Origin of the sequence: Geothrix sp. PMB-07, assembly GCF_030758935.1 — a bacterium.
GTDB lineage: Bacteria > Acidobacteriota > Holophagae > Holophagales > Holophagaceae > Geothrix.
Genome location: NZ_CP132333.1, coordinates 1,399,452 through 1,419,966, shown reverse-complemented (window position 1 = coordinate 1,419,966; position 20,515 = coordinate 1,399,452). Strand labels below are relative to the sequence as shown.

20 protein-coding genes are annotated in these 20,515 nt (G+C 59.9%); 3 read left to right on the top strand and 17 right to left on the bottom strand.

Features of this window, described 5'->3' with window-relative positions; genetic code table 11:
* Positions 1-16 precede the first annotated feature (16 nt).
* From flgK to hpt, 13 genes are all read right to left on the bottom strand, one after another.
* The gene (gene flgK / locus Q9293_RS06235) at positions 17-1,498 is read right to left on the bottom strand and encodes a flagellar hook-associated protein FlgK (protein ID WP_306251121.1); all 1,482 of its coding nucleotides are present in this window, start codon (positions 1,496-1,498) and stop codon (positions 17-19) included.
* 2 nt (positions 1,499-1,500) lie between these two features.
* A complete protein-coding gene (locus Q9293_RS06230) occupies positions 1,501-1,797 on the bottom strand; it encodes a hypothetical protein (RefSeq protein ID WP_306251119.1) in 297 nt (98 codons plus the stop codon).
* A gap of 32 nt (positions 1,798-1,829) precedes the next feature.
* The gene (locus Q9293_RS06225) at positions 1,830-2,144 is read right to left on the bottom strand and encodes a hypothetical protein (protein WP_306251117.1); all 315 of its coding nucleotides are present in this window, start codon (positions 2,142-2,144) and stop codon (positions 1,830-1,832) included.
* Positions 2,145-2,168: 24 nt separating this feature from the next.
* A complete protein-coding gene (flgM, locus tag Q9293_RS06220) occupies positions 2,169-2,480 on the bottom strand; it encodes a flagellar biosynthesis anti-sigma factor FlgM (protein ID WP_306251115.1) in 312 nt (103 codons plus the stop codon).
* A gap of 42 nt (positions 2,481-2,522) precedes the next feature.
* Entirely contained in the window at positions 2,523-2,858 is a 336-nt protein-coding gene (locus tag Q9293_RS06215) for a rod-binding protein (RefSeq protein WP_306251113.1), read from the bottom strand.
* Positions 2,855-3,964, bottom strand: a complete 1,110-nt coding sequence (locus Q9293_RS06210) for a flagellar basal body P-ring protein FlgI (protein WP_306251111.1) — start codon at positions 3,962-3,964, stop codon at positions 2,855-2,857. Before Q9293_RS06210 ends, Q9293_RS06215 begins: the two co-directional genes overlap by 4 nt.
* A 9-nt stretch (positions 3,965-3,973) precedes the next feature.
* The gene (locus Q9293_RS06205) at positions 3,974-4,645 is read right to left on the bottom strand and encodes a flagellar basal body L-ring protein FlgH (RefSeq protein WP_306251109.1); all 672 of its coding nucleotides are present in this window, start codon (positions 4,643-4,645) and stop codon (positions 3,974-3,976) included.
* A gap of 315 nt (positions 4,646-4,960) precedes the next feature.
* A complete protein-coding gene (gene prmC / locus Q9293_RS06200; protein ID WP_306251107.1) occupies positions 4,961-5,791 on the bottom strand; it encodes a peptide chain release factor N(5)-glutamine methyltransferase in 831 nt (276 codons plus the stop codon).
* Between the two features lie 44 nt (positions 5,792-5,835).
* Entirely contained in the window at positions 5,836-6,414 is a 579-nt protein-coding gene (locus tag Q9293_RS06195) for a FumA C-terminus/TtdB family hydratase beta subunit (RefSeq protein WP_306251105.1), read from the bottom strand.
* Positions 6,415-6,421: 7 nt separating this feature from the next.
* Positions 6,422-7,405: a fumarate hydratase gene (locus Q9293_RS06190; RefSeq protein ID WP_306251103.1), complete on the bottom strand. Its 984-nt coding sequence runs from the start codon at positions 7,403-7,405 to the stop codon at positions 6,422-6,424.
* Positions 7,406-7,486: 81 nt separating this feature from the next.
* Positions 7,487-8,509, bottom strand: coding sequence for a DNA polymerase III subunit delta (gene holA, locus Q9293_RS06185; RefSeq protein WP_306251101.1), 1,023 nt, complete (start codon positions 8,507-8,509; stop codon positions 7,487-7,489).
* Positions 8,509-9,063, bottom strand: coding sequence for an LPS assembly lipoprotein LptE (gene lptE, locus Q9293_RS06180; protein ID WP_306251099.1), 555 nt, complete (start codon positions 9,061-9,063; stop codon positions 8,509-8,511). Before lptE ends, holA begins: the two co-directional genes overlap by 1 nt.
* Entirely contained in the window at positions 9,060-9,581 is a 522-nt protein-coding gene (gene hpt / locus Q9293_RS06175; protein ID WP_306251098.1) for a hypoxanthine phosphoribosyltransferase, read from the bottom strand. The genes lptE and hpt overlap by 4 nt, the downstream gene beginning before the upstream one ends.
* 123 nt (positions 9,582-9,704) lie before the next feature.
* Here hpt and Q9293_RS06170 point away from each other — a divergent pair, with 123 nt between their 5' ends.
* The 3 genes from Q9293_RS06170 to Q9293_RS06160 are packed head-to-tail and all read left to right on the top strand — an operon-like array spanning position 9,705 to position 11,340.
* Positions 9,705-10,352, top strand: coding sequence for an RNA polymerase sigma factor (locus Q9293_RS06170; RefSeq protein ID WP_306251096.1), 648 nt, complete (start codon positions 9,705-9,707; stop codon positions 10,350-10,352).
* Positions 10,349-10,846: a hypothetical protein gene (locus Q9293_RS06165; RefSeq protein WP_306251094.1), complete on the top strand. Its 498-nt coding sequence runs from the start codon at positions 10,349-10,351 to the stop codon at positions 10,844-10,846. The genes Q9293_RS06170 and Q9293_RS06165 overlap by 4 nt, the downstream gene beginning before the upstream one ends.
* A 2-nt stretch (positions 10,847-10,848) precedes the next feature.
* On the top strand, positions 10,849-11,340 hold the full coding sequence (locus Q9293_RS06160; RefSeq protein ID WP_306251092.1) for a hypothetical protein: 492 nt from the start codon (positions 10,849-10,851) through the stop codon (positions 11,338-11,340).
* Positions 11,341-11,343: 3 nt separating this feature from the next.
* Here the strand turns inward: Q9293_RS06160 and Q9293_RS06155 are convergent, their stop codons facing one another.
* The 4 genes from Q9293_RS06155 to Q9293_RS06140 all read right to left on the bottom strand — a co-directional run bounded on the left by Q9293_RS06155 (position 11,344) and on the right by Q9293_RS06140 (position 20,507).
* Positions 11,344-13,053 carry a ribonuclease J gene (locus Q9293_RS06155; RefSeq protein ID WP_306251090.1) on the bottom strand — a complete coding sequence of 570 codons (1,710 nt, stop codon included), beginning with the start codon at positions 13,051-13,053 and terminating at the stop codon, positions 11,344-11,346.
* Positions 13,044-13,862, bottom strand: coding sequence for a 16S rRNA (adenine(1518)-N(6)/adenine(1519)-N(6))-dimethyltransferase RsmA (gene rsmA, locus Q9293_RS06150; RefSeq protein ID WP_306251087.1), 819 nt, complete (start codon positions 13,860-13,862; stop codon positions 13,044-13,046). The genes Q9293_RS06155 and rsmA overlap by 10 nt, the downstream gene beginning before the upstream one ends.
* An 81-nt stretch (positions 13,863-13,943) precedes the next feature.
* Entirely contained in the window at positions 13,944-16,031 is a 2,088-nt protein-coding gene (locus Q9293_RS06145; RefSeq protein WP_306251085.1) for a fibro-slime domain-containing protein, read from the bottom strand.
* Between the two features lie 120 nt (positions 16,032-16,151).
* Positions 16,152-20,507 carry a hypothetical protein gene (locus tag Q9293_RS06140; protein ID WP_306251084.1) on the bottom strand — a complete coding sequence of 1,452 codons (4,356 nt, stop codon included), beginning with the start codon at positions 20,505-20,507 and terminating at the stop codon, positions 16,152-16,154.
* Positions 20,508-20,515 lie beyond the last annotated feature (8 nt).

Genomic DNA, 20,515 nt, shown 5'->3' with positions numbered 1-20,515 from the left:
TCACCTGCTTTCAGGCTTATTTGCCGAATTGATTCACCAGCTGATCGGTGAGCTGATTGATGACGCTGAGAAAACGCGCGGAGGCCTGGTACCCCCGCTGGAGGTTCATCATGTTTGCGGCCTCCTCGTTCAGGTCCACCCCCGAAACGCTGTCGCGCTGGGTTTGGAGCGCCGAAACCAGGTTCTGCTGAGTGTCCGTCTGGGCACGGTAGGTCTGGGACTGGGTGCCAACATCACTGATGAGGCTGCCCACCACATTGCTGAAGGGGCCGGCATCCGGCACGCCGTCTCCGTTGGTATCCACCGTGGCAGTGGCAGCCTGAAGGTTTCCAATGGCGTTCGCCCGGGAGTTGTCACCCTTAACTCCGGCCGCAGAGGCGGCGGCGATGAGCGAAGGGTTCCCCACGATGGCTGCATTCACTGAGAGCGCATTCACCATGCCTTTGTAGAAAGTGGCTGCGGAGACCGTGGTAGGAAGCCCCGTCCCGCCATTGGCCACGCCCCCCTGGAAGAAGTCGTTGCCAGTGGTGACACCATCGGCGGCATAGCCGGTTCGGTGCAGTTGGTTCACCTGCCGCGCCACGCCGGCCGCGATTTGATCGAGCTGTCGCTGGAAGCCCACCAGGATGTTGTCTCGCAAATCGAGCTTGGCACCCAACTGGCCGTCCTTGATCCCGGCGGTGACGTCGACCAAGCTCCCGCCCATGACTGAGTTGACCCGGAGATGGTTGTCCAGAGCCGCCCCGCCAGGCGTAGTCTGGAGGTTGTAGGATCTGCCCCCGCTCACCAGAACCGCCGCACCCGTGTCCAGCGTGATCTGGTATTCCCCCTTGGAGCCTTCAAACACGTTGATGCCCACCAACTCGGCGAGCTTATCGGTCAGCGCCTTCCGCTGATCCCGGGCATCGTTATTGGAACCGGGCACGGTTTCTGTTGTGATCTGCTGGTTCAAGTTGGCGATCTGGCTGGTGAGGGTATTCACCGCAGTCACGAGGCTTCCCACCGCCTGATCTGCGATATTGCGCTGCGCATCAAGCAGGCTGTAGCGCGACTGCAAGCCCGTGACCATGGTCTGAGCCTTGCCGACCACGTTCGTGCGGAGGGAGGGATCTTCCGGGTGGGCAGCAAGCGATTGGAAGCTCTGGAAAAAATCCTGGATCTGCGCAGAAATGCCTGTGGTTCCAGTGTCTCCAACACTGGAGGCGATGGCATCCACCCCTGAATAGCGTTCTGAAGCTCCAGCCCCCTTGGCAGTCTCCCGGTAGATCTGCAGGTCCAGGAAGCGGTCCCGGATGCCCGTGACCGTGTTCAACGACACGCCCGATCCGAAGTACACGTTTCCTTGCATCATGGATTGATTCGCCGACATGTCCGCCCGTTGCCGTGTGTACCCCGGGGTATTCACGTTCGCGATGTTATGACCCACCACCCCCAGCGCGGCCTGCTGGGCCTGCATCCCGGAAAGGCCGATGTAGAGACTTGCATTGAGGCCAGGCATGGCTACACCTTTTCGTGCAGGCGGGGCGTGAGCATGGGAGCGTCGGCAGCAATGCCGCTGCGTCCATAGGCAGGGGCGCCGGACAAGCCGACGAGGGTGGCGCGCAGGGGCGCCTGAAGCCCCATGAGGAGGGTCTGAATGGAGGCAATGCGCTGTTTAAGGACCTGGGCGCTCTTCAGATCTTCCGGCCACCACACGAGTTCGGACCACCGGATGTTGGCAAGGAGGGGTGAGGGGTCTTCGCCCTCCATCAATTTGCGTTCAAGGGCATCCAGTAGTTCCGGCACGGCATGCAGCATGGAAGGCCTCCTCCATGGCCTTAGGGCAAGCCTCAGGCCAAGAGATCCAGGTGTAGCCGGGCACCCTCTGCCGGGCCTCCGCGCTCCTCCTCGGTTTCGGGATCTTCGGAGGCGCCCGTACCGTGCTGCCGATCACTTGGCTGGTCCTGCGCGCCGTGCTCGGTCAATTTCAGGCCATCCGCGCCATTCACATCCGAAACATCATCCATGGCCTCGGCCAGCTTGGCGTCGAAGGCCTGCCGCCGGGCCTGTTCCCGCTGAACCTGGAAGCCCCCCTCCATGGCCTGCCTGACCGTCTCAACCGCAGCGGTCTGAAGGATCTGACGTTGTCCCAGGGGACTGATCATGCCCTCACCTTGAGGGCCTGGGGGCTAGGAATGGCGTCCTGACGCCAAATGTTCCTTGATGAGCCCTTCGGCCACAGCCTCTCCATCGGGGTTATAGGAATCAGTATCGAGCTGGCTCTTGATGGCTTCCACCTTCTCCATCCGGACGTCCGGCACCACGGCCAAGGCCTCCTGGGCCACAGCGACAAGCCGGGCGGCGGAAGAAACCTGGACTGCATCCATCGCATCCGTCGCAGCGGATGCGGCGACAGGGGCTGACGAGGAAACGCCGGATGCCTTGGCACCCGCCACCCCCTGGGCACTGCCCACACCGCTCGATTTACTGCTGATGCGCATGATGACCTCGACAAGGTTCTATCGGCAGTTTGCCAAGAACCTTCAACCCCTTGGGAGTTCTTTTTCATGGCCGCTTTTTTCAGCCTGGGTCCATGCAGCTTTCAGTCGATCAGCTAAACCCCAGCCATGGCCGGTAGTTACCGCCCGGTCGACCACGGCTTGATCCATGAGGTACTCGTACGTAGATCGGGATTGGCCGGAGTCCCCAAAGAGCCCCGAGGGCTGCACCGTCTTCCGCATGGTTTGGAAGAGGAGGCCCATGAGCAGGCCCTCGAACTGCCGAGCCGCCTTCTCCGTTTTCTCGTCGGCATCTGGCAGCGCCTGGGCCCCTTGGGCCTGAGCCACCGGATTCAACGTCGGCAACCCCTGGGTAATCACAGCACCCTCAGTTCAGCCTGGAGCGCGCCGGCTTCCTTGATGGCCTGCAGAATGGCCACCAGATCCCGCGGGCTCACACCCATGCCATTCAGCATTTCGGCCAGCTTGCCCACGCTTACACCGGGTTCAACGGTCACGGTCTTGGGCTTGTCCTCCACCGCGGTCACATCCTTCTTGGTGGCCTGGACCGTCTTGCCCTGGCTGAAGGGCGCAGGTTGGCTCACCAGAGGGGTAGAACTCACCATGATGCTCAGCCCCCCCTGGACGATGCTAACGGCACCGATGCGCACGTCTGAGCCAAGGATCACGGTGCCCGTGCGTTCGTTCACCACCACCCGGGCCTTGGGCTGCAGCTGCACATTCAGATTCTCCAGCCGTGCCACCAGCTCCACGGCTCGGCCTTGGAATTCCTTGGGGATGGTCAGTTCAACCGTGCGCGCGTCCAAGGGCCTGGCCACCTTTTCGCCCAGTTCCTCATTGATGGTGTGGACCACCCGGATGGCGGTGGTGAAGTCTTCTTCCATCAGGCTGTAGCGCAGGGTGGCACGGGCATTGAAGTCGCCACCCACCTCGCGTTCGATGATGCCGCCGTCGGGCACCCGGCCCACGGTGGGATGGTTCTTCGTCACCGAGGCGCCGCCAGCCGAGGCACTGAAGCCACCGACCAGCAGGGGCCCCTGCGCCACGGCATAGGTCTGCCCATCGGGCCCTTGCATGGCGGTCATGAGCAGGGTGCCACCTGCCAGAGATTTCGCATCGCCAGTGCTGGAAACCGTGACATCCAGGCGCGAACCGGCCCGGGCGAAGGGTGGCAATTCCGCCGTGACCATGACCGCCGCCACGTTCTTCACCTTCACAGTGGTGGGGTTCACCGTCAGCCCCTGGCGGGACATGAGATTCGTGAGCGACTGCACCGTGAACTTCGTCTGGTCCTTGTCGCCAGTGCCATCCAAACCCACCACCACGCCATAGCCCAGCAACTGGTTGCCGCGCACGCCCTGGAGCCGGGCCACATCCCGGAGCTTGGATTCGATCTTCTTGTCCGTCTTGGCGAGATCCGCCCCGCAAAGGGTGAGGGCCGCCAGGAAGAGAGCTGCGAAGCGCATGGGAATCTCCTAGAACGGCCAGACATAAGCCAAAAGCCTGCTGATGAAGCCCGGCTTGAGGGTTTCATCCACCACCCCCTGCCCGCCGTAGCCGATGCGGAGCTCGGCCACCTGCCCGGAGGTGATGCTGTTGGTCGCATCCAGCATGTGGGGATCGAGCATCCCGGCCACATAGAGGCGCTGGGTTTCGTTGTTCAGCTGGATGTCGCGGAAACCCTCAAAGATGAGGTTGCCATTGCCCACCACTTTGACCACCCGGGCCGTGACCGTGGTGGTGAACGTGGCGCTGCGGCCGGTGGTGCCGGTTCCCGCGTACTTGCTGGCGGTTCCCGTGGACTTGTCGGAGTTGCTGCTGCCGATGCCGAAGCCAGCCAGGGCACTGAAGAGGTTCGGGCTGCTCAGCTTGTTGCTCCCCGTACGGTTGGTGGTCACATCCGCCTTGGTGATGGCGTTGGTGCTTTCGCTGATCTTCAGCGTCACCAGGTCGTTGACCCGGAAAGCTCGGAGGTCGGCCACCATGGGGCGGTCCCGCCACAGGCTGCCCTCGTTCAGAGGCTGCATGGCTGGTGCCTCTTCCACATAGGGAATGGCAGGCTTTTTGGCCAAGTTGGCATCGTGGCGCTTGGGGATCGAGCAGCCGAATCCCAGCAGGAGCAGGGTGATGGGCAGCATTTTCCTCATGGAGCACCTCCAGTCCTAGCTGGAGCGAGGATGGTGCCAAACGCTAGGAGCCCGTCCAAGTCATGGGTGGGGGCTGCACTGGGGCGCCAGCCGAGGGAGGCAAGGAAGGCGACGAAGGCCTTGGCGGTTCCAAGGACGAGGAGGCTGACGCCGCATCCCGACGGCTGCCACCCCAGCCCGGAGGGTTGATGGCAAAGGGCCCCCATGCTGTGTCGGTGGGCTTGAACGGTGAACCTGCACCGCCCTGCGCCCCCCCTCCTTGCCTGGAGGCCCTTTGCCGTCAATGCAGCCCCTATCGATGACCTGGACTGGCTCCTAGGCCAGGGCCACCAGAATTCGGTCATGCCCTGCAAAATCTTGATGAACCATGGCTTTAGCCCAGCCTGCCCCCATGGCTCGACGGCAAAGCTCTCCCCCCTGCCCGGCGCCGATTTCCAGGAGACAGGCCGGAGCCTGCCGGGCCTTGGCCTGGACCAGGAGAGCCTCCGAAAGGGCAAGGCCCCGATCTGGGGCAAAGAGGGCCGAAGTCGGCTCGAAAGCCAATTCCCGCTGGAGGGTGAGCCTGTCCGCCGGATCCACGTAGGGGAGGTTGGCCACCACCAGGCCGAGAGGTTCCGGGATGGGATCCAACAGGCTTCCGTGGTGAAACCACACCGCAGCCCCTAAGGCCCGAGCATTTTGTTCGGCCACCATCAAGGCGTCCTGGCTGAAGTCCGAAGCCGATACCTGCCAATTGGTTTCCAGGGCGAGGCTTACGGCGATGATGCCGCTGCCGGTGCCCACATCGACACACCGGTCGACTTTCAACCTCCCCCCCACGTCCAGTGCGGCTTCCACCAGCAGTTCGGTTTCCGGGCGGGGAATCAGGGTGGCTGGCGTCACCTGGAAACGGCGATCCCGGAAGAGGCTCCAGCCCAGGATATAGGCCCAAGGCTCACCTGTGCGACGGCGCCGCACCCATTCGCTCACCTGTCGCCGCGCCTCCTCCGGCACCTGCTCGGCCCCGTGGATGGCCATCCAGCTGCGGGAAAGGCCAAGCCCTTCCTCAAACCAGCGGATGCACTCGGCGTGCGCCTCCTCGGGATCCAGGAACACGGCCAGGGCCGCGGCCAGATCGAGGCGAAGCTGAAGGTAGGTCTGAGCCATCTCTCCAGGTTATCCCGGGAGAGGGGCTCTCGAAGGCCCCGTTTTCAGGCCATCAGCGCCTTGGCGCGCTCCTGGCTCTGCTGGGCGACGATCTCGTGGAGGCTGCCGCCGTGGCTGTCCATGGTGACCACCAGGGGGAAGTCCTCGACCTCGATGATCCAGAAGGCCTCGGGGCTGCCGAACTCCTCCAGCATCTTCACGTCCACCACCCGCTTCACGCGCTCCGCCAGCAGACTGCCCGCGCCGCCGGTGGCGTGGAGGTAGACGGCGCCGGTCTTCTGCAGGCCTTCGCTGGTCTTCTTGCCCATGCCGCCCTTGCCGATGACGCCGCGCACCTTGTAGGTTTCAATGACATCGGCCTGGTAAGGTTCCTCGCGAATGCTGGTGGTGGGGCCGGCGGCCACGAAGGACCAGGTGCCGTCCTCATTCTTCCTGACGACGGGCCCGCAGTGGTAGATGACCATGTTTTCGAGGATGGGCTTCAGCCACTCGGGCTTCTGTTCCTTCATGAACTTATGGCCGATGTCGCGGCTGAGGACGACGCGACCGTTGAGCAGCACCTCGTCGCCCACCTTGAGCTGGCGGATCTGGTCTTCGGTGATGGGGGTGGTGAGTCGGATCATGGGAGCCTCACAGATCGTAGGAGGGCTGGCCGCTGGCCGCGAGGGTGACGGTGCCGCGGCGACTGCTCCAGCACATGTAGCTGATGCTCACGTAGAAGCTCGCGGGGTGGCGGTACATTTCCTCCACCATGAGGCCCAGCACCGTGGTGTTGCCGCCGTAGCCCATGGGGCCGATGCCCAGGGTATTCAGATCCTTGGTCAGCTCCTGCTCCAGGGCATCCAATTTGGGATCGGCGTTCGGGGTGCCGAGCTTGCGCAGGATGAGCTCCTTGCTCTTCTCGTAGCCGGTGACGCGGTCCCCGCCGATGGCCACGCCGAGAATGCCGGGGCTGCAGCCCTGGCCCTGCGCCTTCACCACGGCATCGATGATGCACTTGCGCACGCCCTTGATGTCGCGGCCAGCGCCGATGGCGGCATCCGGCAGGCGGTACTGGGCGCCCACGTTCTCGCAGCCGCCGCCCTTCTGCATGACGGAGATTTCGACCTCCGGCCGGTCCCATTCCTCGAAGTGGATGGCGGGGTGGTGCTCATGGAAGGGATCCATGTTGTTGCCGCTGTTCTTGCCGCTGAGAGACTCCACGCAGTTGGGGCGGAGCCACACATTCTTGGTGGCCTGAGCCACGGCTTCGCGGATCTGCTTCTTGGCGGCGCGCTGACTCAACCCGAAGGGATGGCGCACCCAGAAGATGATAGAGCCCGTGTCCTGGCAGAGGGGCGTCACCTGGCCATCGGACAGGTTGATGTTGCGCACCATGTCGTTCAGGGTGTTGAAGGCGCGGCTGCCCTCCTCCTCGGCGTCGCGGCCCTTCACGATGGCCTCGATGACATCCTGGGGCAGGCGGCTGGTGGTGCGCCGCAGCAGTTCGAGCACAGGCTGGGTCAAGTCGAGGGCCTTCAGGTTCGACAGGTCCGCCTTCCATCCCTCGGGCAGCACCGATTTGGATTCCACCACCTCGTGGGAAGTCAGGTTGGGAATGACGCATTCGGACATGGGCCCTCCGGGAATCGGACTTCCATGATCCGCCCTGCGAACCTCACGCTCAAGTGATCAATGTCCGGTTCGGATTGGAACTCACCGGCCCCAGGCGCGGCAGAGCGCCAAAGTCAGATCCAGGAGCGGCGCCTCGCTGCGGGAGATCGCCATGCCTTTCAGATCCTTTTCGCATTGATTGACCCGCCCCAGAAGGGCCTTGGCCCCCTTGGGCTTGAGCTTGGCCAAAGCCCCGCGGTAGCCATCCAGCAGGAAAGCCTGCTTGGGGGACAGGCCCAGGGCCGTGAGCAGTTCTCCTCCCTTGAGCCCTGCGGCCTCCGCCTCCACCAGCCTCAGCAGACGGTCCACCTCGCGGCGCACCTGCCCGAGCATCATCAAGGGCTCGTCGCCATCCTCCAGGGCCGTGCGCAGGGCTCTGAGGGCACCGGCCGCATCGCCCTTCTGCCAAGCCCCGGACCAGGCAAAGGCCTTCTGCTCGGCCAAACGGAAGGTCACCTGATCCACCATGGCCTCGTTCACGCGGCGGTCCTCCGCCAGGAGGTCCAGCACTTCCAGGGCCCGCTTGAGCATCCCGGGGTTGCCGCCCTGCCGCTGGGCCAGCAGGGTGCTCGCAGCGCCTTGCAGCACCAGCCCCATCCGCTTGGCCTCGGTCTCGATGAAGCCTGCGATCTCCAGGGGCTCCAGGGCTCCCACCTTCAAGACGCGGCCCGCCTTGGTCCAGTCCGTCCAGGGTTTGGCACCCAGCGCCTTCCCCGGCGCGGTAGGCAAGGTAGACCAGGCCACCAGCAGGAGGTTCACCCCAGTCGGCGGTTTTTCCAACATCGCCTTGACCGAGGCCGGCAGCTCCTTCGCCCGATTGAACAAGTTGTCGGCGGCAGGCACCAACACCGTGCGGGCCTCCGCCCCCAGGGGTGCAGCCTCCTGCAGGGCCGCCATCACTTCGGCCCAGGGACAGCCCTCGGCGCAAACGGTCAGCGTGAAATCAGCCCATTCCGGGTCCACGTGTTTCTGCTTCCAGCCCTCCACGGCAGCCCGCCGCGCATCGCCATCCTCGCCATGGACGAGGGCGAAGCTCTGGTTCAGCCAGGCCGCAGGCGCCGCCATCACTCCGACCCTTCCAGCAGCTGGGTGAGGAAGCTTTCGGCGAAATCGTCCGCCAGGCTTTCAATGATCTGCACTTCGCGGCTTTCAAAGCTGGCGAAATTCTGATCCACGCGGTACTGGTTCGAGAAGGTGAGTCCCCGGCGCGACAGCACCACCGCGCCCGTCTGGCCATCCAGCAACTCGACGCTGGCCACCACCGCCACTTCCACGCGGGAGGCGGAGCCGGCACTGGCCTTGGTTTTGTCATTGCCGAGGGTCAACCCGATGGGCCGCGACTTGTAGTCCTCGAGGGTGCCCTGCAAGACCCATCGTGAGGGCTCGCCCTGGGCCACCAGCCGCCAAGGACTGGCAGCCACCAGGCGGTTTTCCAGGGCCCGCGTGAAGCGGTCCTCAAGCCCCAGCCGTGGCGTGAGGTTGCGGAAGCGCGCCAGGCGGATGGTTTCCCCCCGCTTGGCCCACGCCGCCGACCGCTGCTGCCGGTCGAGGCGGTGGTAGCCGCAACCGGAGGCAAGCATCAGGGCGAAGCACAGGGCCCCGGCGCGGGAGATGGTCACGGGTGGTAGATGCCCACATAGGGCAGGTTGCGGAGCTTGCCATCGAGATCCAGCCCATAGCCCACGACGAAGTGATCCTCGATGGTGAAGCCGACGTAATCCACCGGCACCGCGACTTTGCGGCGGGAGGGCTTGTCCAGCAGGGTACAGATCTTCAGGCTGAGGGGTTCTCGGTCCTTCAGCAGGTTGCTCACCTTGAAGAGGGTCAGGCCGGTATCCACGATGTCTTCCACCACCAGGGCATGGCGGCCTTGGATGCTGCGGTCCAGGTCCTTGAGGATGTGCACCTCGCCGGTGCTCTCCAATCCGCCGCCATAGCTGGAAACCTGCATGAAGCTGATGTCGAAATCCATCGCCATGGCCCGCACCAGGTCGGCGAAAAAGGGGAACACCCCGTTCAGCAGGCCCACCACCACGAGATCCTTGCCCGCGTAGTCCTTCACCAGTTGGGCGCCGAGCTGCTGGACCCGGTCTCGGATCTGCGCCTCAGACAACAAGGGGGTGATGCGGTCACGCATGAAAGCTCCTGGGAACGGAATGATTCGGGCATCCGTGTCCTTCGTCCATTCAACCTCAGGTGCCCATCCCGGGTCCATCCACTGAGGGCGGATTTGGCTTGATCCCCGCCGTCGGAGCCTAACATGATGGCGGTTGCCACCTTGAGTGAGACCTTGATGACCCAAACGGCACCCCTGACCGGCGAGCGGAGTCCCGACCCCAGCTCGCCGTACCACTCCCCGGAGGTCCGGATCTGGGTGGAAGAGGCTCAGCGGGGTGATCAGGCGGCCTTTGGCTCCCTGGTGCGCCTCTTCTCGCGGGATGTCTACGGCAAGGCTTTTTCCATCCTGAAGAACCACCAGGATGCTGACGACGTGGTGCAGGAGACCTTCATCCGCGTCTTCCGCGCCCTGCCCGGCTTTCGCTTTGAATCCTCCTTCCGCACCTGGCTCATCACCATCGCCACCCGCCAGGCCCTGAACTACCGGGAGCGGGTGACCAAGGAACACGAAAGCCTCGAAGGCCCCGATGGGGTGGCCGACCACGCCGCCCTGCGCGTGGAGGAGACGCAGATCACCGCCACGCTGGATCAGGAGGCGCGCCGATTGCTGCGGGAAGCCCTGCCCAAGCTGCCCAAGCGTCAGAAGGAAGCCCTCACCCTCAAGCTGCAGCACGATTGGAAATACGAACAGATTGCCCAGGAAATGGGCACCTCCGTGGGCAGTGTGAAGGCCCACATCTTCCATGCCATCCAGAATCTCACCCGATACGTGAAAGGAGGTCGGCCATGAACCTGCCCCTTCCCACTCCCGAAGCCTGCACCCGAACCCTGGATGCCGTGCTGCTGGATCCCCTCGATCCCGGCGCCAACGCGGAGGCCCATATGCGCACCTGCCGAGCCTGCTCCGAGGCCCGCGTGGCCTATCTGGCCCAAGAAGAAGCCCCCGAGGCGCTCGCCCCCATGGGCTACTTTGAACGCCTGCCTGAGCGGGTGCTGCGCAAGCTGCCCGCCCGCCCGCTTCTGCACCACCGGGTCACGCCCTTCACTTGGATGGCGGCCGCGGCCCTGCTTGTGGCTGTGGGCGGGGGCGCCTTCTGGGCCGGTCAGGCCAACCGCACCCCTTATGTGGAAGCGACCCGGCAACCCGAGATCGTTGAAACCACTGATTCCGATACGCCTTTCCATGATCATGAAGAGGACGTCGCCCAAGTCCAGACGCTGAACCCTGAGGAAATGAAGGCACTCTTGAAGCATCTCGACACCCCCCAGCCCTCTCCGAGGTGATCATGTTCCGCCCACTCATCCTCGCCTCCGCCCTTTGCCTTGTGGCCCTTCCCAGCCGGGCTCAGGGTGAGGAGGACCGCCCTCTCTTGCGATTCCGCATGGATCAGTTGCAGCAGACGGTGGGGCTGCCGGAACCTCAGGCCAAAGCCGTGGTCGACCGTTGGTCACGCTACGACCAGGATCAGTTTGAAAAGACGAAACAGATTCAGCAGCTGCGGCATCGTTTCAACGACATCCTGCTGGGGCCCGGCGCCGAGGAGGACAAGAGCGCCAAGGTCAGGCCTCTGCTGGATCAGTACGTTGAATTGCGGCGGCAGCAGATGGAGTTGAAGCTGAAATTCGAAGACGACATCCGCGCCAAGCTCAACCCCGCCCAGCAGGTCCGCTTGATCCTCCAGGTAGAGGACATGCAGCGGCGCATGGCCGACGCCATCAAACAAGGGCTCATCAACCGCCCCGGACGCCCATTTCGGCGAGGCGTCCAGCGGCCCTAAAGCCTAAACCTGGGGCGCCTCCAGAATGACTGGAATCACCAGGGGCCGAGTCTGGGTGGTCTTCCGAATGATCCGGCGCAGAGCCAGGCGCAGGGTGTCGCGCAGCGCCTCGCCATCTGCTCGGACAGCAGCGGGTGCCTGTTCGTAGGCCTGCCGCGCCACACCCGCCAGCAGGTCGGCGTAGGCATCGTCGTCTGACAGCATGACGAACCCCCGGCTGAGAATGGTGGGATTGGCGGCCAGCTCGCCGGTCTGCGGATCCACCAGAAGCGTCGCGAACACCACACCATCTTCCTGCAGGATGAGGCGATCCTTCACCACGCGCGCGTCCACCATGTGGTCCACGCCTTCATGCACGAAGCACTTGCCCACGGGAACAGCGCCGACCATGTCCACCTGGCCATCCTCGAGCAGGCGCAGACAAAGGCCGCCATCCAACAGCGAGATGCGCTCGGAAGGCCAGCCCAGCGAGGCGGCCAGGGCGCCATGGGCGCGGAGGTTCCGGTAGGTGCCATGCACAGGCACCATGTGATTGGGCCGCACGGCCCGGATGAGATCGGCCAGTTCATCGCGGCTGCCGTGACCGGAGGCGTGGACCGGGCCGAGGCCTTCGAGGGAGGTCTCCGCGCCAAGCCGTTCGGCATCATCCAGCATGCGGGAGATGGCCACCTCGTTGCCGGGGATGGCCCGGGCGCTCACCACCAGACGATCACCGGGCTCCATGGGCAGGCCCTTCACTTCGCGCCGCAGCAGCCGGGCCAGCCCGCTCATGGGCTCACCTTGGCTGCCCGTGCAAAGCACCAGCAGCTCATCCCTGTCGAAGAGATGCGCATCCTTGGCGTCCACGAGAATGTCATCCGGAAGGTGCAGATGCTTGAGCGACCGGGCCAGGGTCATGTTGCGGTCCAGGCTGCGCCCCAGGATCACCACCCGGCGGCGGAACTCGTAGGCCAGATCCACCAACGTCTGCAGCCGGTGGATGTTCGAGCTGAAAGTCGCCACGAAGAGGCGTCCCTTGGTCTGCTCGAAGGCCGCTTCCAGTCCTTCGCGGCAGACGGATTCCGAAGGCGAGCGCCCTGGTCGGCCGACATTGGTGGAATCCGCCATGAGCAGGCGCACACCTGCGTCGCCCAGCGCCTGCAGGCGCTCCAGCCCCGTGAGTCGGCCGTCCAGAGGCTCAGGGTCCAGCTTGAAATCGCCGGAATGCACCAGCACCCCCTGGGGTGTGTGCAGCGCCAGCGCGCAGGCATCGGGAATGCTGTGGGTGACGGGAATCCACTCGGCCTCGATGTCGCCCACCTTCACTCGGCCATAATCCTTCACGGAGCGCAGCAACTCCGGATCGAGGCCATGCTCGCGAAGCTTGCCTTCCACCAGTCCCAGGGTGAAAGCGGTGCCATACACAGGCACAGGCCAGCGGCGCAGAAAATAGGGCAGCGCGCCGATGTGATCCTCGTGGCCATGGGTGAGGAGCACGGCCTGCAGCCGGTCTGCGAAGGGCTCCAGATAGGCGAAGTCCGGCACGATGGAGTCGATGCCCGGCTGGTCATCCGATGGGAACAGCTGACCGCAATCCACCAGGAAAAGGCTTTGGGCGTCATGCACCACCAAGGCGTTCATGCCGAATTCGCCGAGCCCCCCGATGGGGATCAGCCGCAGTTCCCCGGCGGCGGGGGCTTCGGTCCAGGCTTCGAATTCGGGAGCTACGGGCATGACGATGGGAACACCTCCGGGTATTGAATCAACAGGATGCGGATTGCCTTCAGCCATGCGGAAGGCGCGATCACTTCGGCGCGAAGCGTGGGGTCGAGCCCCGCCTCCAGCAGAGCCGCCGCGGGCAGGGTTCCCTGCCAGTTGTTGGCCAGGGTCTTGCGGCGATGGGCAAAGGAACGGTGCAGCACCGCGAGCAGGGCTTGGCGCTCCGCCAGAGAAGGCGGTTCCTGCACCGGCTCGAAGAGCACCACGGCCGAATCCACCTTGGGTGCCGGACGGAAGGAACCAGGGCCCAGCTTCACCAACCGGGTGAGCCGAGCGCAAAGCTGGGCCAGCACCGACAGCGGGCCGTAGGCCTTGGTGCCGGGCACGCCCATGAGCTTCTGGGCCACCTCCAACTGGAACATGAGCACCATGCGGTCCCAGGGGATGCCTTCGGTCAGCAGCCGGGCCAGGATGGGCGTGGCCGCGTTGTAGGGCAGGTTCCCAATCACTGACCAGGCCTCTCCCTCGGGCAAAGGCAGGCGAACCGCGTCCCCCTGTAGCAGGTGGAAATGGGGCTCAGAGCCGAACCGATGTGCCAGCAAATCGCAGGCCTCCGGATCCAGGTCCACGGCCCAGAGAGGCCTCCCATCCGCCAGCAGCCGCTCCGTCAACACCCCCGGCCCCGGCCCAATTTCCAACAGGCGCGAAGCACTCGAACCGAGGGCCGAGCCCACAATGGACGAGATGGCCCCCTCGTTCACCAGAAAGTTCTGGCCAAAGGCCTTTTTGGGGCGCAGGCGGGCGATGGGAGAGGGTTCCGGCACAAGATCAGGGTACCACCGACGGGGGCTGGCATGAAAAGGGGCCCTAAAGGGCCCCCTGAAATTGCGGGTAAAATACTGGAATCAATTGGGGACGGTCGTATTTGGAAAGGCGATGGAAGTTGTGATGCGCATGTGTGAATCCGTCGTATGCCTTTCACAGTAGAAAAAATCAAATTGATAATTGAGGCCAACGACTAGGCCAAGGTCATCTAGATTAACGGACTTAGAAATGGAGTTATGAACCCCGCCGAGATCAATGACCAATTTCTTATTAATGAAAACCCATACGTCATCATCCCCCGTGAAGGTGAATGTTTGCCCCTTTTTATAGGTAAAGGTAGTGTGAATCTCATAGGTGTAATGGAAATTATGACCACTGGTTTTTTGAGCATTCCCATTTGTACCAGTAGTATAGCCATCGCCAGGGTTATTGTAGATGTAATTCCCCTGGAGCTTGTTATCAATCGGGAATTGAGCATCATTTATATAGGTATAAACACCGGGGTTATTGACAGGATCAGTCTCTTGCAACGGGATAGTATATTGCATTTGATAGGGTTGCAGGTCGTTAGGTCCGTGTGGTGACGGAAAATCAGTCCACCATGCCTTAAAAGTCGCTTCACTATGAATGAGACTATTCGAAAAGGAAGGATTGTTATATACGGGCTTATTGTCAGGGCCGAGGTCGGTCTTGACCATGCCGTTCCACTGACTTCCATATTTACATTCAAAATCAGGGTTGATCCAGGGCTTTAGGGGATCAAAAGGCACGTATACCTTGGTTGTACCCGACAAATAGTAGGGAACAAGGTTGGCTAAATTACCATCCCCAGGATAGACATATACTGGCGGCGTAGCAGTCTTGCTAGTAAAAGGCTCAGAGGGCGAAAAATCTCGAATGGTTCCCGTCAGATTAAGATACCCGTCACAAATGAGTTTTCCTGTATATTTAATGCTTCCATTAATTATACTACCGGGAATAGTTGTACAAGTCGTTCCCGTGGTAACAACCATATCAGGGGATGGGCTAGTAAGGGGAAGCCCATTAGCAGACACCGCAGTAGCCGTAATTATTGTTTTGGCATTCGCTTTCACATAAAGTGTAAAGGATCCATCAGCTGCGGTGACGGTCTTATAGCTCCCAAGGTAACCATTGGTTGGATCTACAGCAGGATCAACACCTTTAGCCACGACCACGGCACCGGCCACTGGGGCAGTTCCGTTATTTCTAACAACTGTACCTGTAACGCAAGTCGTGGCAGACGCCATATCTGCATTCCAAGTGGAAAAATGGGCCACGGTACCTTCGTAATACTGACCCAACCCCTCACCGGCTAGAGTTAGCGTCCCCTCTTTCACCCAACGGTTTTGGGTTGAATCATAGTAGAAAGCAGGCACGGTAGCAGGGGGAGCACCGTTCCAATAGGCCGACGCCAAAGGAATACGGATCATGGCAAGTTGCCCGGAGGCCAGATTTAGACGTGCTCCTTTACTATCCGTGAACGTGACATCCAGAGCGCCGAAACTTTCGATTTGTTCACCCGTGGTGGACTGGTAATCGCCGGGCATCAGCGCAGGCTCCGTCGAAGGGTCTATTGGGGTGAGGCTTGCGGTCACGGGGTAGCTCGGAAGAGCCCCTCCGAGGGCTACCAGACTGTTGGCAGGAAGAACCACCTGCGCAGGACCATCTGGCACAGAAAGGGTCGCGCCGGTGGCCAAATTCAGAATGTCGATGTGGGTAGAAGGCAGCAAAGCTGCATCAACCTGAATCTTCCCTCCGGCTAGAAGGCTTGAAATCCGATGGGTTTCGCCAAAATTGGGAGCAGTAATCGAAATCTGTTTCCGACCTGCGGGGGAAACAACCAGCGAATAGCTGCCATCCGTAAACGTGGTGGTAGAAACTTGGCCATCCGACACCAATGCGCCAGCAATTGGCCGGTTTGATTTGTAATTAGTCACCACGCCGGTCACCAAAGCACTGGCGGGTGGTGTTGGAGGTGTGGTGGTACCGCCATCCGTTTTGGCGGTGCCTCCGCCACCGCAGGCGGTATTCAGTCCCAACATACCTAGAAGGAGGCCTTGAAGCAGGATGCCAAAAATTAAGGCATTGGAACGTCGGCACACATTCCCACGTACCTGCACAGCTTGGAATGGAAATGAGGGACTCATGATGCCTCCCTATGGGTGTTGGGTCGAAAAAGGTTAATCAAGAAAATCGAACTGTCGAGAATCAAGCCTCAGCGGCAGCACCAGTGAACATCACTTAAACCGCAGACAATTTTGGAAACATCATCGTACCGTTCGCCAGACCTTTGGTCCCGCAAAGGCTTTGTCTAATGATCCGTCGAAGGATTTGATTTTCAGATTAGGCACAGTCGTTGTTGGGTCAGTTGCCGCTGGGAGCATTCCAGCCTGCAAAGCAGAAAGGATGCTCTTTGGGGAGAAGCGACTCGCAAGACCGACCCAGGTAAAAATTTCACCCGAAGCACATCCCTGAACTTTCATGCTCGAATCCCAAGCAGCGCCTGTACCCGGGAAGGTTGGAGTCATGACATTACAGACCTGAACCGTGCGCGTGGAACCAGTTCCGTTGCTGCACGGGTTGCTATCCGCATAACCCGTGGGGGAGAAATAGCTATAGAACAACTTGCCACTAAGTACTATGGGAGTCACCAACCCCTTAGCGACATAACTTTCGGTTGCGCCCCTCGTCGGGAAATTCAAGTAATATCCATATTTATCTTTGAGATAGAAATCGGCGCTGCCGGGTTGAATTACCGTTGCAGAAGGACTCGTTTGATCGCTCATATTCGCCAATTCGTCTGTCGTAATGCCACCCGCGGAATCAATTCCCAGCTTGAAGCTATCTTGCCGATCGAATACCACCGTCAAGCGATGCTGAGTGGGCCTGGAATTAACCGAGGTGCCCGAATACAGCTTATCCATCGGGTTGTTGCGGTCACCACTCACAAGTGCAATACCAACCGTAAGTGGTGTCACAAAGGGCGCCGAAGTCCTTGGGTAGAAGTTGGACACGAGGAAGGGTGCGGGCAAAGTGCTCAATAGTCCATCCGGGCGATCCTGGTGGTAAACGGGGCGAGGGGAAGTCGACCAATTACCAATGTTGGCGGAATCTACCCGGAACCCGGACATACCCGTGACGAGATTATCTGCGGTGGAGCCGAGAGCCCAGAGTCCGCCAAAGAAGTCGGTAAAGTAGGCTCGTTCCGTCAGCCCAGCGTATGGTGTCACTTGCATTGGCACGACGCCCGCCGCAACCGGACCATTCCCCGTTAGATCCCAGGCGCTGACAACGGCGCCAGTCGTCACATCAAGAGCAAACACCGAACGGCCCAATGGCGTTTTCGCATTGGCAGATGGATAGTTGGTTTCGATTTCGGGGAGACTGAACCCACCTCCCAAAAATACAACATCCTTTATGATTTGAGTGGCGCCAGACCCGGTCAGAACGCGCCCAATGGTAGGCTGGCAAGTAGACCAACCCATGTTTTGAACGAGTTTATTGATGGCGGCATCCGTAGTGCCCGCATAACTAAAGGGTTCATCAGGCACCAAGGCCCAGCCGTAGTTACCGCTCCCACCAAGTTTCGGAGAAAAAGGGTCACGAACATCCAAAGCATAGTAGCTGCGCCCCCCCTTCCCAAGCCCCATAATCAAGGTGGCCCGCTCACCACTGCCAACGGCATCCATCATGCCGTTTCCACTGCGCTTACCACTGGCAGGGAGATCCAAGAAATAGAGATAGGGCGTACCATTAACTCCGAAACGGTGTGGATTTCCCGGTGTCTGATAATAGTCACAGTACTTGAGGATATCGGTAGGAATGAAGGCCCACAATTCGTCAACAACACCGGCCTTGATAACGGAAGTACTCGGGGCAGTGCCAATTGTATTGTCCCAAGTCACTTCACCAAAAGCATGAATAACCCCTTGATTGGTTCCAACAAAGATGACTCGGAAATGCTTGTTCGCCTTGCTGCTGTCACCCCAAGCTGTTGAAAGGCTCGTTGGCATAGAGGCAACGGTAGGTGAGGCGTATTCCAAAAAGGACGGCGCACTATCGAGCACATCCCCCATAATATTAGGGCGCGTCTTTGTGACATCTGTTAGATTCGCGCCCATCATCCATTGTAGGTTTTTAAGTTTTGTGGCCGGGTCAGCCCCTGCGATTACTGCCGCCAGTTTAATATGCGCGCCACCTGTACTTAGCTGCGCAAGCGTAATCCCGGTAGGAATAGAGTAAATTGTCGGATTTGATGTGGTTCCATCAGATTCGAGGCGAGTGAATATTTTACGATTGATCCACCCTTTCGCTTGCAATGACGCAGAGGCCGACCATCCTGGGTTGTTAACAACGCTGAGATCACCAGTGATTTCTGTGCCAGTGTTGTCTAGAATTTGGGTTTGGACTTTGGACCCGGTCGTGGCATCCGTTTGAGTTACGTCCTTTGTTGGAAACATTTTCAAGTCACCTGACCATACCGGGCCACCGCCACTAGGCACAGTGAAAGAAGCCATGTAAATCTGTTGGCTTAACCCACCACCAATCCAAGGAATGACTGGTACAGAAGTAGAAGCCGTTTGAGATTTTGCACCAGCCGCCTTGAATGCAAACCCCAATCCACTCACTATAGCATCTGGTGTTGTTGCATCGAAAAAATACACACTGTCAGTTGACTTGGAGTTAGTTGGATCATCCGGCTTGGTCGGATCCTTCAAAGTAAACGGCTTGAGCTTGCTGATATCCCAACTGGTGCGTTCCGGGTCACCAAAAACAGCGGACAAAAACAGGCGCTGCTTGGGGCTGTTCGCATCGGTATATTTCCCACCTAGGCTAACCCCAATCGTCATCGTGGTGATCAATCTATAAGGTTGAGGAATTGGCACTGTCAGCCGCTTGGTAACCGCGAATGGTAGAAAAGCGCTGGGTACGTCGCTACCGGTAGGATAGGCTGAAGGAGGCGCCATGAAGCTCGTAATCGGTAGATCAGCGCCGTAGGCCGTCTTGGTGTCATCGGAGAGGTGGGCCGCAGCAGCGGCATAGGTAAAGATATTCCACCAGCTGTTGCCCGGATTGATATTTGTTTTAGCGGCAATAAGCCGAGCATTTCCTTCCTGGGCGCTGCCTGTGTTTCCACCAAGAGTTGTCAAATATGGTGTGTCCTGCTTTTTCTCACTACCATTGTCAGAGCTTGGTACACCATCTGTGAAAATAATCAAGAAGCGTTTCTGACATTCAACTGGTGCATCTGCCCCTGTTTCTGCGTCCCCAAATACGTTGTTTGGATCCGTAAACTGAGCGAGAGCACGTGCAGTAGCATAACAAAGTGGCGTATTGGTATAAGGGAACAAGGCCGCGATTCGCTGCATACCCTGGACAGAATTCTTGTTTAGCAGTGTCCAGCCGGAAGCATTGCCATTCGTCCAAGTGGTAGGAACGCCTGCAGTACCAATTGTCGATCTAGAGTCATAGTTGATTCTGGTTGCGGGCGTGGTACCGCCAGCCTCCACCTCATCATCCAGAAAGCGGAAAGCCCAAAGAACCCGGGTCTGGTAATTGATCCAAGTCCGAATGGCGGCCTCTTTCACGGCTTGCACCCGGTCTCTGGCGGGAACAACATTAGCTTTTAGGGCAGCTTCACTTGGAAGGGTGAATGTGCCAAAGCCTTTGCCTTGTTCTAAACGCGTTTGTAACCCGACATTCGACATATCAAGTGCATCAAAAATGATGTACTTGCCACTCAAGGAGGCACTGTAATCCGGTAGCGTGCTATCCGTATTCTGGTATTTCCCACTAAAAAGCCAATCAATGTATTTTTTATTCAGGCGGACCATATACTTGGTTGTGGTGACAATATCACCCGGGTTGCCAGAAAGCACGATGTTGTTATCCTGGACGTCAGTGCTAGGTGCGATATCACCAAAACCAGTTTGAATCTTGTATCGGGTGTCTACCTCGATAGAACTCCCACTTCCATAGGTAGTGGTCACCCCATTGGCATCGACCTCGCTGTATGAGTCCATCACAGTCATAGAACTCAACGGATAGCCAGTGGAATTGCGATCCATAACTTTCCATGGGATCGGCAAGTCGATGGTGCGAGTGCGTGTTCCATCCATTCCAGTAAGACGGATATGGGAGGCAGCCCGAACCCAATTGCGAACATCGCAAGCCTGGGTGGAAGCTCCGTTAAGGGCTTTATCACCCCATAGACCAGTGCCGGTAGCCGTCGTATTTACATTGGCTTCAGTCACCTGCGAGCCGTCGGGGCGAATCAATATTGCACTTGTGTACCAGGCCAGGCCTACCGAAGCAGTCACCTTCATCGCCCCCGCAGGGCCCGAAAGTGTAAAAGTAATTCCCGAGAGATCACCATTATCATTCGGGTCGTTATTGAAATAGCAGGGATGGTACATCATACATTGCATTGACCCGGAGAAGTCGAATATCGTCGCAATCTCAGGCTTTACCTTTGTGGCACTGGATCTCTGGTAGAGATCCAGAAAATCAGGTGAGTTGGGAGCTTGCCATTTGGGATTCAATTGCGCAGCCAAGGGTGAGACAACAACCATGGCCAAAAGTGGGGAGAGCAGGTTTCTCAGAAGGAGTTGGATACGGCACATGATGGACC

Excerpts from the sequence above, each read along its gene's own strand:
- Q9293_RS06145 (WP_306251085.1), bottom strand. The coding sequence starts at position 16,031 with ATGAGTCCCTCATTTCCATTCCAAGCTGTGCAGGTACGTGGGAATGTG.
- Q9293_RS06225 (WP_306251117.1), bottom strand. The coding sequence starts at position 2,144 with ATGATCAGTCCCCTGGGACAACGTCAGATCCTTCAGACCGCTGCGGTT.
- flgM (WP_306251115.1), bottom strand. The coding sequence starts at position 2,480 with ATGCGCATCAGCAGTAAATCGAGCGGTGTGGGCAGTGCCCAGGGGGTG.
- Q9293_RS06160 (WP_306251092.1), top strand. The coding sequence starts at position 10,849 with ATGTTCCGCCCACTCATCCTCGCCTCCGCCCTTTGCCTTGTGGCCCTT.
- Q9293_RS06165 (WP_306251094.1), top strand. The coding sequence starts at position 10,349 with ATGAACCTGCCCCTTCCCACTCCCGAAGCCTGCACCCGAACCCTGGAT.
- Q9293_RS06190 (WP_306251103.1), bottom strand. The coding sequence starts at position 7,405 with ATGTCCGAATGCGTCATTCCCAACCTGACTTCCCACGAGGTGGTGGAA.
- Q9293_RS06140 (WP_306251084.1), bottom strand. The coding sequence starts at position 20,507 with ATGTGCCGTATCCAACTCCTTCTGAGAAACCTGCTCTCCCCACTTTTG.
- Q9293_RS06230 (WP_306251119.1), bottom strand. The coding sequence starts at position 1,797 with ATGCTGCATGCCGTGCCGGAACTACTGGATGCCCTTGAACGCAAATTG.
- Q9293_RS06155 (WP_306251090.1), bottom strand. The coding sequence starts at position 13,053 with ATGCCCGTAGCTCCCGAATTCGAAGCCTGGACCGAAGCCCCCGCCGCC.
- holA (WP_306251101.1), bottom strand. The coding sequence starts at position 8,509 with ATGGCGGCGCCTGCGGCCTGGCTGAACCAGAGCTTCGCCCTCGTCCAT.
- Q9293_RS06210 (WP_306251111.1), bottom strand. The coding sequence starts at position 3,964 with ATGCGCTTCGCAGCTCTCTTCCTGGCGGCCCTCACCCTTTGCGGGGCG.
- Q9293_RS06205 (WP_306251109.1), bottom strand. The coding sequence starts at position 4,645 with ATGAGGAAAATGCTGCCCATCACCCTGCTCCTGCTGGGATTCGGCTGC.
- flgK (WP_306251121.1), bottom strand. The coding sequence starts at position 1,498 with ATGCCTGGCCTCAATGCAAGTCTCTACATCGGCCTTTCCGGGATGCAG.
- Q9293_RS06170 (WP_306251096.1), top strand. The coding sequence starts at position 9,705 with ATGATGGCGGTTGCCACCTTGAGTGAGACCTTGATGACCCAAACGGCA.
- hpt (WP_306251098.1), bottom strand. The coding sequence starts at position 9,581 with ATGCGTGACCGCATCACCCCCTTGTTGTCTGAGGCGCAGATCCGAGAC.
- prmC (WP_306251107.1), bottom strand. The coding sequence starts at position 5,791 with ATGGCTCAGACCTACCTTCAGCTTCGCCTCGATCTGGCCGCGGCCCTG.
- Q9293_RS06195 (WP_306251105.1), bottom strand. The coding sequence starts at position 6,414 with ATGATCCGACTCACCACCCCCATCACCGAAGACCAGATCCGCCAGCTC.